Source organism: Ruminococcus sp. (genome assembly GCF_024684275.1).
Map to the genome: position 1 here is coordinate 12,576 of NZ_JAIKXF010000022.1, position 14,576 is coordinate 27,151.

Below are 14,576 nucleotides of genomic sequence, written 5' to 3' on the forward strand. Positions count from 1 at the left end.
GTATGTTTTTACATGAAAATTGTCCCTTTAAAAGGGACAATTAAAGATTTAGATGCTGGGGTTACCGACCTCACGCCAATCAAGATCGCCTCTTTCAAGAGCAAGTATCAGCGCTTCTGCGGTAGCGATATTTGTAGCAACAGGCACATTATGAACGTCACAAAGTCTGAGAAGGTTCATGCCGTGTACATCTGCTGCCTTAGGATTTATTGGATCGCGGAAGAAAAGGAGGACATCGACTTCATTACATGAGAGAAGTGCGAGTATCTGCTCTGCTCCGCCCTGACCGCTAAGGTATCTCTTGATGGGAAGTCCTGTTGCTTCACTAACCTGCTTGCCTGTTGTATTTGTAGCAATGATCGTATGCTTGGAGAGGATTCCGCAGTAGGCACTGCAGAACTGCACCATAAGCTCTTTTTTTGCATCATGTGCTATAATTGCTATCTTCATATTTCTGCCCTTTCCCCGCAAAGCGGAATGATTTTCATGTTTATACAGTTTTTACTGTAAGCGGAACAAACTCTCCGCCAAGTCTCTTTGAGATAGCATCGAATGCCCTGAGGGCTTCGCTGTCTGTCGGGATAGGATTACCCTTTCCTGTTGCAACTGTCATTTTGAAGTCATCAGGAATAACGCCAATAAGCTGTACACCGACCTTATCTATGATCTCGTCAAGGTTAGATATAAGCTCACTTCCAATGATCTTCTTACTTATTTTATTAATGATAAGTCTCTGGCTTTTATTGCCTCTGTTGTAAAACTCGTCCGACATGAGGCTGGCATCTCTGATACATACAGGATCCGGAGTCGAGATAACGAGTATTAGATTTGCCTGTTCTACGATATCAAATACATGAGAATTGATACCTGCACCTGTATCGATGATGATATACTCGAAATACTTCTTTACAGAACGGCAAATATCAACTATCTGTTCTGCATTTACAGTGGTAAGAGTTTTGGGAGCACACAGGATATTTAAATTTGAAGCCATAGGTATCTGTGCAACTGCGTCGAGGGCACTTTTCTTGCCGCTAAGTACATCGCCGAGGTCATATTTTATATTATCCTCAACACCGAAGATAATATCAAGACATCTAAGACCGAAATCCAGCTCGATAATAAGAGTTCTGTGCCCCTGCTTTGCAAGAGTATAGCCGATTCCTGCACATACGGTAGACTTTCCTGTACCGCCTTTTCCTGAAGTAACAGCAATTATTTTAGACATTTTTGTTCCTTTCCGATATCCGCAAGCCAGAGCAGTTTTGCTGCATAAACGGCACGGAAGTCTTATAATTACTTTATAATAATAATCCTACTGTACATTATAACACATAATTAGCTAAATGTCAAAGCACTTTTTCAAATAAAGGATAAAATTGTGCAAATGCGCTTTTTTTAATGCACCGAATTGTACAACTCTTACAAAGGATTTTTGAGGCTCTCCATTATCCTTACAACTGTTTTTTCAATATTGCAGCCGTTTTCATCTATGATAATATCGGCATATCGCTCATAAAGCGGTGTTCTCTCACGATAAAGCGAACTAAGAGACTGTCCTTCTCTGATAACAACGCCGCGATTCTTGATATTATGAAGACGATATTTGAGCTTGTTATAATCAAGCTTCAGATAAATCACAGTGCCATTGCGGGAAAGATTCTTCATAGCCTCATCGCCGTAAATAACGCTTCCGCCAGTAGAAATGACTGAATTTTCAGCATCAAGTCTGCTTAGAATGCGGTTTTCCGTCTCGATAAAGCCGTCTATCCCCTTTTCTGCGATTATGTTTTTTAGAAGCTTTCCTTCTCTTTCCTGTATCAAAAGATCGGTATCAACAAAGCTGTAACCAAGCAGTTTTGCAAGAATAACGCCTACAGTGCTTTTTCCGACAGCAGGCATACCGATCAGAATAATATTCTTTCCATTCATATGATGACCTCTAATTTTGTTTACTATTACATTTTAACTCATTTTGTGCAAAATGTCAATAGACAAAGAAACCATATATTGCTATATTTTATTTTTTACACTAAATATTGACAAAAATGAGACTATATGATAACATATTTTTCAAAGGAGGATATTATGGGAAACAATCCATTTAAATATTCAAACGATAACAAGCGGTATAATACTTTAAATTTTTACAACAAGCATAATTTTGGCAAAAAAATATATAAAGCCGTGATAGACCTCGGATTGACCTGTCCGAATATAGACGGATCAAAGGGTACAGGCGGCTGTATCTTCTGTGACAGCGGAAGCGGATACTTCACTCACAAAGAAGCAGACATAGAATCTCAGCTAAAAACAGAAAAGGAAAGGATATGCTCAAAAAGCGGTGGAGACGCTGAATTTATCGCTTACTTCCAAGCAAATACCAATACCTATGCTCCTGTTCAGTTTCTGCGAAAAGCCTACTATGCTGCATTAGATTTCCCCAATGTTTTCGGCATTTCTATAGGTACACGAGCTGATTGTCTTTCCGAAGAAATAATCAAACTGCTCTCCGAACTGAACCATAAAACTCATCTTACTGTTGAGCTCGGTATGCAGAGCTGTCATGAAAAAACTATCTCGCTAATAAATCGCTGTTGTACACACGAAGAGTTCAAGATCGGCTATTATAAGCTGAAAAATGCAGGGATTCGCACCTGTCTCCATATTATTAACGGACTCCCCCATGAAAGTAAAGAAGATATGCTCGAAACCGCAAGGGAGCTGGCGATACTTCGTCCCGAAGCTGTCAAGCTTCAAATGCTTCATGTCATAAAGGGTACAAGGCTTGCTGATATGTATTCAAGCGGAGAATTCAAGCTTCTTGAGCGTGATGAATACATCGATATTATCGTACATCAGCTTGAACTTCTTCCGCCTGAGATCGTAATAGAACGCATAACAGGCGACGGAGATAAACGAAAGCTTATCGCTCCAATGTGGAGTGCAGATAAAATATCTGTTCTCGGCGGTATAGACAAGAAGCTTGCCGAACTTGATACATGGCAGGGCAAACTATATATATATACATGAAAAACGGGCAAGAGATCGTCTTGCCCGTTTTCTTGTTATATATCGTTTCTGATAATATCATCAAGTGTCTCTCTCTTGACAACTATTCTTGATTTGCCGTTATTTACAAATACTACCGCAGGCTTCTGAAGTCTGTTATAGTTCGACGACATAGAGTAGTTATATGCACCTGTAGCACATACTGCGATTATATCACCTGATTCTGCGTGCTGAAGCGGCATATTCTCTCCGATAAGATCTCCGCTCTCGCAGCATTTACCTGCGATCGTCACCTTTTCTGTACGCTCATCATTTGCTTTATTTGCAACTACAGCCTCATACTCTGAACCATATAGGATATATCTTGGACTGTCAGCCATACCACCGTCAACAGATATATATGTTCTGATATTAGGTATCACCTTGCGCGCGCCGACTGTGTAAAGGGTAATACCAGCAGGTGCGGCAATCGAGCGGCCGGGTTCGATAAACATCTTAGGCAGCTCTATATTCAGCCTCTCGCACTCGCTTTTGACCACAGAAGAAACTCTTTCAAGGTAAACCTCAAACGGTGCAGGATCGTGCTCCTGAAGATATTTTATTCCAAAACCGCCGCCGAGATTGAGCCCCTCGATAACATAGCCCAGCTTCTCCTTTATCTCAGCAATAAATCCAAGCATTACCTTAGCTGCTTCTTCAAAGGGCGCAATATCAAATATCTGAGAACCAATATGGCAATGTAAGCCTGCAAGATGTACATTTTTACAGCTTACAGCCTCTTTTACTGCTTCAAACGCCTCGCCTGTTTCAAGAGCAAAGCCAAATTTGCTGTCTATCTGACCTGTCTTTACGAAATCATGGGTATGAGCGTCGATACCAGGCTTTATTCTGAACATTATGCTCGGCTTCGCATTCATTTCGCCTGCAATAACTTCAAGTCTGTGAAGTTCACTGATATTGTCAACGATTATATGTCCGACTTTATATTCCAAAGCATATCTGAGCTCTTCGTCGGTCTTGTTATTGCCGTGAAAGCCAACCTTTTCCATTGGAAACCCTGCCTTATATGCAGTATAAAGCTCGCCTATGGAAACTGCGTCAAGTCCGTCACCCTCACTGGCAACTACTCTGCACATTTCCATACAGGAAAAAGCCTTGCTTGCGTAGTGGACTTCGCCTTTTCCGTCATAATACTTGTTCATGCTGTCATGGAATCGGCGCAGGCTGTTTCTTATGACCTGTTCGTCCATGACATAAAGCGGAGTGCCGTATTCTTTAGCAAGCTCCACCGTATCAACGCCGCCGATAGCCAGATGTCCAGCGCTGTTGACACTTAAATTTTCGGATACAAACATTTTTAACAATCCTTTCGGGTATAATTTATTCGTCAGCGACGTCATTGTCATCTGCGATATCCTCAACTATCTGTCTCAGCTCCTCAACGCCCTCAAATGTCTGTGATGAAAAAGGAATAGAATGGATATCCTCAAAGCAGGGTATCTCGTCCTTGAAAGCCTCCATGCGCTTTGCGCGTTCTGTTTTATTGAGCTTGTCTGCCTTTGTCAGCACAAGCACAAACGGCATTTCCGTATCTATAAGATAGTTTATCATATGTACATCATCTTTTGTGGGAGCATGACGCATATCCACAAGCATAAACACCAGTCTGATGTCTCTGTCAGAGCTGAGATAGCCCTCGATCAGTCCTGCCCAGCGGTCTTTTTCCGACTTAGACACCTTTGCATATCCGTATCCGGGAAGATCAACAAAATAAATGTTTTCAAGCCCATAGAAATTGATAGTAGCCGTCTTTCCGGGGACTGAGCTTACTCTTGCGAGATTTTTTCTATTGAACAGCTTATTGATAAGAGTGGATTTCCCTACATTTGAGTGTCCTGCAAATGCTATCTCTATCCTTTCGGGAGCAGGTATCTGAGAGAATCTTCCGTATGCTGCGGAAAATTCTGCTTTATTGTAATTAAGCTTCATGCCGTCCCCTCCTGTTTTACTTTATCAGTGCTGTATCAAGAACATCTGTCAGCTCCTCAGCATATACGAATTCTATAGCATCCTTTACCGCCTGATCAACTTCTTCGAGATCGGGCTTGTTTGCAGCTGGTATAATGACTGTCTTTATACCTGCCTTAAAAGCCGCCATAGTCTTTTCACGGAGTCCGCCTATAGGGAGCACCTTACCGTGAAGAGTCACCTCGCCTGTCATAGCAACATCAGAACGGACCTTTAAGCCAGAAAGAGCAGAAACAAGCGCTGTTGTCATAGTTACACCAGCTGACGGGCCGTCCTTCGGCACCGCCCCCTCAGGAGCGTGGATATGCAGGTCGTTATCCTTGTAAAAATCAGGATCGATCTTATATTTATCTGCAATACTGCGGACGTAGCTCACTGCAATTTTGGAGCTTTCCTTCATTACATCGCCCAGCGAGCCGGTTACTTCTATCTTGCCTGTGCCCTTCATAACAAGGACTTCAATGGGCATAAGCACACCTCCGACAGATGTCCAAGCAAGACCGTTTACTACACCCACCTGATCGTTCTGAGAGGAAAGGTCGCTGAGGTACTTTCTGATACCGAGATAACTATTTATATCTTTAGCTTTAATGCTTATGCGCTTTGCTTCGTTACCTGCTATCTTCTTGGCAGCCTTTCTGCAAAGCGACGCTATGCTTCTTTCAAGTGAACGCACACCTGCTTCTTTGGTGTAATACTGTATAAGCTCATTGATGGCGTCATCGGATATCCTAAGCTGTGAAGCCTTCAATCCGTGCTCCTTGAGCTGCTTTGGCACAAGGTGTTCCTTTGCAATATGGAATTTTTCCTCTGCTGTATAGCTTGGGAGCTCTATGACTTCCATACGGTCAAGAAGCGGCGCAGGTATAGCGCTTACATTATTCGCAGTTGTAATAAATACAGCCTTGCTGAGGTCAAAAGGAACTTCTATAAAATGGTCGCGGAATGCGTAATTCTGCTCAGCATCAAGGACCTCCAGCATTGCAGATGACGGATCCCCCTTTATATCGCTGCAAAGCTTGTCGATTTCATCAAAAAGTATGAGCGGATTTGCTGAACCTGCCTGTGTAAGCGCAGTAATGACGCGCCCCGGCATAGCTCCGACATAGGTCTTTCTGTGACCGCGGATATCAGCTTCATCTCTTACACCGCCAAGAGAAACTCTTGCATACTTTCGTCCCATAGCCTTTGCTATTGACTTTGCTATAGATGTCTTACCGATACCTGGAGGGCCTGCAAGGCAAATTATCTGTCCCTTTATTTCGGGATTCAGCATATGAACTGCAAGGAATTCAAGTATTCTTTCCTTGACCTTCTTGAGACCGTAATGATCCTTTTCGAGGACTGCCTCTGCCTTATCCATTGAGAGCTTAGCCTTTGTGTACTTGCCCCATGGAAGATCAAGAACTGTATCAAGATAATTCTTGATAACAAAGGCTTCCTGTGACGACGGAGGGAGCTTTGTAAGCTTGTCAGCTTCTTTGATAAGCTTTTCTCTGCTCTTTTCGTCGATCTTCAGATCCATTATATCGTTGATATAGCTGAATGCCTCTTCACCCTCGTCTTCGCCCAGCTGCTCCTGTATTACACGGAGCTGCTCACGCAGATAAAATTCACGCTGACCTTTGTCTATGCTGTTTTTCGTCTGCTCATTGATAAGGTTTTCAAGTTCAAGTATCTCTACCTCGGAAGTAAGGCAGGCAAAAAGCACTGAAAGCTTATTGATCACATTAGTCTCTTCAAGCAGAGTCTGCTTATCTCTGTAATTGAGATTACAGTTGAAAGTTACTGTTTCAAACAGCTTTAAAGGAGAATCCTGTGTCATGATCGAAGTGAGAAGCTCTTTAGGCATTTTAGGGAAGAAAGAAGCGTATCTCTCAAAAACGTCCTTGACCGAGCGCATAAGAGCCTCTGCTTCCACTTCATCATACTTAGCACGGGAATAGGTAGGTGTACGTTTTACTTCTGCCTTAAGCACCTCTCCGTCATCGATAAGGCGAACAAGATTAGCCTTGTATACGCCCTCTACAAGTACCTTCATGATATTATCAGGCAGCTTGAGCACCTGCTTGATCTCTGCAACTACACCTACTTTATAAAGGTCAGAAGCTTTCGGATTGTCAACATAAGCCTCATGCTGAGTTACAAGAAAAAGCTTCCCTCCTTCTTTAAGAGAGCGTTCTATAGCAGAGATAGATTTCGCTCTTGAAACATCAAAATGCATTACCATTTTCGGGAATGCAACAAGACCTCGCATAGCAACAGTGTAAAGAATGTTGCTTTCTTCAATATTTTTATCACTTTTAATGGTCTGTTCCACAAAATCACCGCATTTCTGTTGGTATCATATTAATCCTTTCAGCCAAAATAATAGGCTCATAGTTATTATACTATAAAACCGAAATAATTTCAACCCCTCACGCAAAAACATAAACATATTTTATCATCTCTCCCCAAACAAAATTAAATCATAGTCCTACCAAAATTAAAAATAGATACCAACATTCCGCAACCCGAAAAAAATGCAGTCAGAAAATAGTTCTTTTGTACGAAAACTTGCGATAATTTGGTACGTTACGCCAAAAATTGCGAAATTCATAAAATAACCTTTACTTTTTGTTGATTATATGGTATCATTTACACAAAGGTATAAATAATGTTATATACACCACATTGTTATTAATTGAACAGACTCTTTTCAAAAAACACTTTACTTTTGCGTAATAATGTGTTACAATGTAAAGTATAAAATTGTTTATTTATGCCTTTATGGCAGATTGGAGAATTATAATGATCGAAAAAATCAAATCAGAAAGTATGGATCTGCTTTTTGAAGCTATCCTTACACTCGAATCCGTCGACGACTGCTATAAGTTTTTTGATGATCTCTGTACAAGCATCGAACTGAAGTCTTTTGCTCAGCGCCTTCACGTTGCAAAGCTGCTCGACGAGCACAGAGTCTACAACAGTATCGTTACCGAAACAGGGGCAAGCACTGCTACCATAAGCAGAGTAAATCGCTCTCTTAAGGACGGAAACGATGGGTATAATATTGTTTTTGACAGACTCAAGGGGAAGAATCTGCTCAAATAAAAGTCTATACCGAACTTTTCTGCCATTGAAAAAGTTCGGGCAATAACATTCTTGAAAGGAAGATCATAAATGAAGAGGGCGAAGATATTCAAGAAATCCTTAGCCTGCCTGTCTGCTGCCGCAACGCTTTTATCAGGCGGTATCATGACAAGCGCAAATGCCGCAGTCATAACTGAGGGCAAAGAAAACAATTATCACAATTTTGCTGAGGCACTGCAGCTCGCACTTTGCTTCTATGACGCAAACAAGTGCGGTGACGAGGTTGCAGATGACGGTTACTACTCATGGCGTTCTAACTGTCACGTTATCGACAGCGAAATACCGCTCCAGCCTATGAATCCAATGCCGACTGTCGGAAAGGGTAAGTCCGACGATCAGCTTAAGGAAGATCAGGGACTTGGTCAGGGCGACTCAGGAAAACCTAAGACAAATCTCGGCGATGACGATCCCGAACTTTATGTCGGCGTTAATATGTCCGAGAAGTTTATAGAAGCAAACAAGAAATTCCTTGATCCCGACGGAAACGGTACTCTTGACCTTACCGGCGGCTGGCACGATGCCGGCGACCATGTTAAGTTCGGTCTCCCCGGCAGCTACTCTGCTTCTACTGTAGGTTGGGGTTATTACGAATTCCGTGAATCATACGAAGACCTCGGTCTTCAGAAGCACGTTGAGGACGAGCTTCGTTGGATAAACGATTACTTCATGAAGGCTACCTTCCTTGATGATGACGGAAATGTAGTTGCTTACTGCTATCAGGTGGGCGAAGGAAACAACGACCATAACTACTGGTGTCCTCCTGAACTCCAGCAGGACAACACAATGGTTGCTTCATCATCATGCGCTGTTAAGCGTCCTGCTTACTTCGCTACAACAGAAATGCCTGCTTCAGACCAGTGCGCAGGTGCTTCAGCTTCACTGGCTATCAACTATCTCAACTTCAAGGACACAGATCCCGAGTATGCTGATGAGTGTCTAAAATACGCAAAGGCTCTTTATGATTTTGCAGTAGAGACACACGTTGAGGAATGGAAGCCCGGTATGGTGCCAAGCAACTCAAGTCTCGGCTATGACGGTGGCTTCTATACATCAAGCTATGACTACGATGAACTTGCATGGGCTGCTGTATGGCTCTACTACTGTACCGAAAACTATGATTATATAGACGATATTATCGCAGTTGATGATTCTAAGCCAATTTCTGACAGTGGTTCATATGATGCAGATGCTCAGACAGGTCAGCAGCCTTCATACGCTTACACAGGATATATGAAGCGTATCATTACTGATACAGGTAACTGCTGGCAGAATATCTGGGTTCACTGCTGGGATACTGTTTGGGGCGGAGTTTTCGCAAAGCTTGCTCCTATTACAAATACTGCACGAGATTGGTATATCTTCCGTTACAACCTCGAGTTCTGGTCAGGCTGTTCTAAGACAACTGATTGTTCAGCATGGGGCTATGAGCCTGTACACAGTCATAAGTATTTCGGCAGAGACGATTATCTCTGGAATATGCCGATGACTTGCGATAAGATCCCTGATCTTCCTGACAGTGAAACAAGCGGTGACTTCATCGCTAAATCACCTAACGGCTGGGCAGTTGTTTCAGGATACGGTTCTGCTCGTTACAATACAGCTGCCGGTCTGTGTGCTTGTGTATACGCTAAGACGACCGGCGATGATACATTCCTTCCATGGGCAAAGGCTCAGATGGAATACATTCTCGGTAAAAACCCAATGGGTTATGCTTATGAGGTAGGCTATGAGTCAAACTTCGCAAGCCACCCACATCACCGTTCATCACACTGCTCAGCTACACAGAGCATGGACGATCCTATCGTACAGGTACATACCCTCTGGGGTGCTCTCGTAGGCGGTCCTGACCTTAAGGACGTTCACGTTGACGAGACAAAGGACTATATCTACAACGAGGTTACTGATGACTATAACGCAGGCTTCTGCGGCGACCTTGCCGGTCTTTATCACTACTATGGTGCTAAGGGCAAGGAATACGAAAAGGAAAACTACGTAATCGAAGACTTTGATATGTCAGGCAATGCTATCGGCTACGATCAGGTAGACGAAAACGGAGATCCGCTTCCTGTAGGCTACTTCGTTTCAGGCGGTAAGGCACAGGAGAAGGCAGACGGTATCCAGCTCAAGCTGGTTCTCCATAACAGAACTATCAATCCTCCGAGATTTGAGTGTGACGTAAAGGCAAGATACTACTTCAATATCCAGGAGCTCATCGACGAGGGCTACGGAATAGATTATATCACCGCTCGTATCGACTATGACCAGGAGGCTGGTTATACAAACAATGAGTCTCATGCTACACTTTCTGATCCTGTCAAGTACGATGACAAGGGCACTTACTATGTTGATGTTACATGGAAGGATTGTAAGTTCTACGGCAGCCGTGTATATCAGTTCGCTCTTACAACAAAAATGGATCCGGATAAAAACATCTATCCTGAGTGGGATTCTTCAAACGACTACAGCTATCCTGACCTCGTAAGCTTTGAGGATCAGAACTCTGCTTCAGCTATCACAGATAAAGTAACACTTTACGCTGATGACAAGCTTATCTGGGGCACAGAGCCCGACGGCACAACAGCATCAAAGAGCAGCGAGACACCTTCTTCAAATGGTACAGCAACAACTACTAATAAGTCATCAGGCGGAACTACTACTACAAAGACAACAAGCAATATCGACAAAACTACTGACAGTTCATACGGCGACGCTAACTGCGACGGCACAGTTGATATGTCAGATGTAGTTCTCATTATGCAGGCACTTTCTAATCCAAACAAGTATGGAATTAACGGTAGTGATAAGAACCACCTTACGGCAAAGGGACAGAGCAATGCAGACTGTGATCTTGCAACACCGGGTATGTCCACAGGTGATGCACTTGCTATCCAGAAATACTTACTTAAAATGGTTGCTTCACTTCCAATTAAGTAAAAACCAATAATATCTTAAACGGAGAACTTTTTCAAGTTCTCCGTTTTTTTCTACTCAAACCTAATGCTTTCAGCTCCACCCTATAGAACCATGAGCTTTCAAAAGCCAATAATTTATGTTCCCAGAACGAGGTTCGTGGCAATAACCGCCAAATAACTGAGATAGAGTTCATATTAATTAAAAAAGCCGCTGAAATAAATCAGCGGCTTTATCATGGATATTTATTTACTATAGCCTTCTTCATAGTAAATGTCGGGATCATACATCTCGCCAGTAGCATTATCTACGATCCTGATCGAATCCTTTGCATTTTTGATCAACACATCATTACCTGTTCGTTCAGTGATATAAAGCGTCATTGAGCCAATCTGAACCTCTGCAAGGACCTTTTCACCTGTTACAACCGGAGAAGCTGCTTCAAGCAGCTTTTCAACTGCCTCTGGATCAATAAACTCAAAATGTTTCTTTTGACCGTAGTGTTGATAACTGCGGCCTCTGTATAAACCAAGACTCAAAATAGAATCCATCTTTATACATTCATCAGAAAGACTGTTATTATCATAAATTGTATAATAACGGTAGTCGTCAGCATAGTTTCTATCCTTGAAATACATAAGCGGGAATACATATTCTGGCGCTGGTGTTACAGTAACAGGGCTGGAATAGATATCAATTTCATCAATAAGCTCTTTGCTTGTCATTTTGTACTTTATTTCGTGTTTATCAAGGAAGGTTACAGTCTCACGGCAGGCGGAATTGATTATAATATTATCTATATAGCAGTAAAATTCCGAATCCTTGAATTCATCACGTGTCATAGCGGTATAATCCCTGCACAAAGCCTCAGCGAGCTCTTTTCCCTCATTGGGAGAGAGTTCAATACTATTTGAAACTCCCATTTTATCTGTTGAGTTGAAAAGGCAGTAGTCAGCCACCCTGTTGTCAAAGAAGACGGTATCCTCTTGGTTCTCACTATAATATCTCAGACTTTTATAATACATTTCTTTTGTTTTATTTTCTATATATTCTTTATCTATATATATATCGCAGCAAAGGTCGATAAGCATTTCAGACGGAACTGTATATTCACGCATAACGACTGAGCCACCCTTGATATAGTACGTCAGCCTGATTTGCTGTTCGTCGATATCATAGCTCACTCTTTCGCTGATGTCATAGTCTTCGTCTGACTGGTTTATTCTATAATCAGAGATACTGTAGTCGTATTTTTCAAAGTTAAAATGACGGTCAACAATTTCTTTGTTAAGCTCGACAGCATCAGCTATGACCTTATCACTGTGCAGAAAACAGTCATTTCTTATCATATCGTATCCCCATATCTCTATTTCAACGCTGCTGACCGATGAAGCTGAAGGAATATACTTTGCTCTGCCCAGACCATTAGTAATGTCGATGAACTTTATAATTCCGATAACAGCTGCGCTTGCTGCGGCAAAGCTTATGACAGCCGTCCAGAAACGCTTGAAACCTCGGCGTCTGATGACCTCCATAACGAACCAGATTATTCCGCCGATGATAAGAGCAGCTATAATTCCGTTTTCCAGAGCTGTTCTCTTCATTACAGCAACAATGCTGTAGATAACTGCGGACATGATGAGATAATAGAATGCATTGTAAACATAAGGCTTTGAAACGTCTTCTGCTTTGCGGTGCTTATAAAGCAGGTACGTAATGCAGATTATCACTGCAATTACAATAAGTGTTCTTATAATGAAACTTAAATACATGGAATCCATGAATGAATACAAGATATCATCAGATTTATCCAATAAATCGACAGGCGACATAGGAACGAAAGAATCAATATAAGTAATGATAAAGGAAAGAATGCCTATGGGACTTGTACTTAAAAAGGCGAAATTTCTGATGACCGATCTGTCAGTCAGTCCGAAATGTGCCGCATCAACTATATTGCCCCATATAAGATATATGAATAATGGTATCATTATATTTACAGCAGCTATGCTGAAAAGAGCCTCAAAGGTACTGCCTGCAAAGGTCATGGCGAATACAGAGATAGTATATAGCATTATCATAGCAACTATAACAATAGATGCGACTTTAATTATATCAGGAAGGATCTCCAGCACCCTGTCCATCTCCATAAAGCATGAACCAATAAGGATCTCAGCTAATGCAATTATTCCGCCTACAAGAAAAGGGGCGACATAGGTGATAAGTCCGGTTGAAAAATCCGCAAAGAAGCGCTGACGGTTATTCAGCGGAAGCGAATAATTCATATCCACAAGGGATTTGTTGTAAAGATATCGGAAATTCACCATAGGAACTACAAATCCCATTCCTACACTGAGTATAAAAGCGATAGCTGCTATGATAATAAACGGGACGCACTCACTTCTGTTATGCAAATGATTATTATCAAGATATATCATCCATAAAAGTACACCCGCATATACAGGCATACACAATAGCTGTAATACAAGATTGGTGATAAACAGCTTCATATCCTCTGAAAATTTACTTTTAAAGCGCACAGAGAAGAAGCTTTTCTTTTTATTCTCCGATACTGTCGCTGCTGTCATAACCGAGCACCTCCAATTCATAGATAAATATTTCTTCAAGAGTGAGCGGTATTACCTCTGTAAGCATCGGGTGTTTTGAGATCAGCGAAGCCTTTATCATCTCTATATCACCCTTTGCAATTATAAAGCAAATACTCTGGCTCTGCTCGTAGTGAAGTATCTCAATACCTTCCTGAGCGAAATCCTCCTTTGTATAGCTTTTTACAGAGCCGTCTTCATTCTTATTGAACACCACCTGTATCTTGTGGACACTGCCCTTTACATCGTCAATGTCACGTGAGAACACAATTTTTCCATTATGTAAAAGTGCAGCTGTATCGCAGACCTCGTTTATCTCCTTGAGGTTATGTGAGGAGATCACTGTAGTGAGCTGACGGTCAAGCATTGCGTCAACAAGCATTTTCTTCACGATTATGCGCATAGTAGGATCAAGTCCGTCAAAAGCCTCGTCAAGAAGCAGATAATCGGTTCGGCAGGCAAGACCGATGATAACTATTGCCTGTCGCTTCATACCCTTTGAGAATGTATTGAGCCTCTTGTCAAGGGGAAGCCCCGTCTTTTTGCGAAGAGCTTCAAATAATTCTTCGGAAAAGTTGGCATAGTAGCTTTTGTAGTAGTTTTTTAGCTTTTTCAGCGTATATGTGCCGAACTGAACAGTCTCATCATTTATGAAGAAAACCTTCTGCTTGACATCTGTATTGTCAAAAACACTCTTGCCGTCAACGAGGACTTCACCTGATTCGGGAGAATATATACCCGAAATAAGACGAAGTATAGTGGATTTGCCTGCTCCGTTTGAGCCGAGAAGCCCGAAGGCCGTTCCTTTTTCGATTTTTAGGTCTACTGAATCAAGAGCCGTATAGCCCTCGAATTTTTTTACTGTATTCTTTAATTCGATCATGCTTC

The 14,576-nt window shown here is 42.0% G+C and carries 11 protein-coding genes; 3 read left to right on the forward strand and 8 right to left on the reverse strand.

Annotation, left to right across the window (positions count from 1 at the left end; all coding sequences use genetic code 11):
* Positions 1-48 precede the first annotated feature (48 nt).
* From K5677_RS02560 to K5677_RS02570, 3 genes are all read right to left on the reverse strand, one after another.
* On the reverse strand, positions 49-450 hold the full coding sequence (locus tag K5677_RS02560; RefSeq protein WP_294412204.1) for a methylglyoxal synthase: 402 nt from the start codon (positions 448-450) through the stop codon (positions 49-51).
* 40 nt (positions 451-490) lie between these two features.
* Positions 491-1,228 carry an AAA family ATPase gene (locus K5677_RS02565; RefSeq protein WP_296724301.1) on the reverse strand — a complete coding sequence of 246 codons (738 nt, stop codon included), beginning with the start codon at positions 1,226-1,228 and terminating at the stop codon, positions 491-493.
* Between the two features lie 194 nt (positions 1,229-1,422).
* Entirely contained in the window at positions 1,423-1,932 is a 510-nt protein-coding gene (locus K5677_RS02570; protein WP_296724303.1) for a shikimate kinase, read from the reverse strand.
* A gap of 156 nt (positions 1,933-2,088) precedes the next feature.
* Here K5677_RS02570 and K5677_RS02575 point away from each other — a divergent pair, with 156 nt between their 5' ends.
* A complete protein-coding gene (locus K5677_RS02575; RefSeq protein WP_296724305.1) occupies positions 2,089-3,033 on the forward strand; it encodes a TIGR01212 family radical SAM protein in 945 nt (314 codons plus the stop codon).
* Positions 3,034-3,068: 35 nt separating this feature from the next.
* Here K5677_RS02575 and lysA read toward each other — a convergent pair whose 3' ends face one another.
* From lysA to lon, 3 genes are read right to left on the reverse strand one after another with little or no spacing between them, the layout of a single operon-like run.
* Complete coding sequence (gene lysA, locus K5677_RS02580) at positions 3,069-4,367, reverse strand: diaminopimelate decarboxylase (protein ID WP_296724307.1); 1,299 nt, start codon at positions 4,365-4,367, stop codon at positions 3,069-3,071.
* A 25-nt stretch (positions 4,368-4,392) separates the two neighbouring features.
* Positions 4,393-5,001 carry a ribosome biogenesis GTP-binding protein YihA/YsxC gene (gene yihA, locus K5677_RS02585; RefSeq protein WP_296724308.1) on the reverse strand — a complete coding sequence of 203 codons (609 nt, stop codon included), beginning with the start codon at positions 4,999-5,001 and terminating at the stop codon, positions 4,393-4,395.
* A gap of 16 nt (positions 5,002-5,017) precedes the next feature.
* Positions 5,018-7,360, reverse strand: a complete 2,343-nt coding sequence (lon, locus tag K5677_RS02590) for an endopeptidase La (RefSeq protein WP_296724310.1) — start codon at positions 7,358-7,360, stop codon at positions 5,018-5,020.
* Positions 7,361-7,830: 470 nt separating this feature from the next.
* Between lon and K5677_RS02595 the strand changes: the two genes are divergently transcribed.
* Positions 7,831-8,133, forward strand: coding sequence for a YerC/YecD family TrpR-related protein (locus tag K5677_RS02595; RefSeq protein ID WP_024859699.1), 303 nt, complete (start codon positions 7,831-7,833; stop codon positions 8,131-8,133).
* Positions 8,134-8,202: 69 nt separating this feature from the next.
* A complete protein-coding gene (locus K5677_RS02600; RefSeq protein ID WP_296724313.1) occupies positions 8,203-11,106 on the forward strand; it encodes a glycoside hydrolase family 9 protein in 2,904 nt (967 codons plus the stop codon).
* Positions 11,107-11,327: 221 nt separating this feature from the next.
* Here K5677_RS02600 and K5677_RS02605 read toward each other — a convergent pair whose 3' ends face one another.
* Together K5677_RS02605 and K5677_RS02610 are read right to left on the reverse strand one after the other, a co-directional pair.
* Complete coding sequence (locus tag K5677_RS02605; protein WP_296724314.1) at positions 11,328-13,670, reverse strand: hypothetical protein; 2,343 nt, start codon at positions 13,668-13,670, stop codon at positions 11,328-11,330.
* Complete coding sequence (locus K5677_RS02610; protein ID WP_296724317.1) at positions 13,642-14,571, reverse strand: ABC transporter ATP-binding protein; 930 nt, start codon at positions 14,569-14,571, stop codon at positions 13,642-13,644. Before K5677_RS02610 ends, K5677_RS02605 begins: the two co-directional genes overlap by 29 nt.
* Positions 14,572-14,576: the final 5 nt, after the last annotated feature.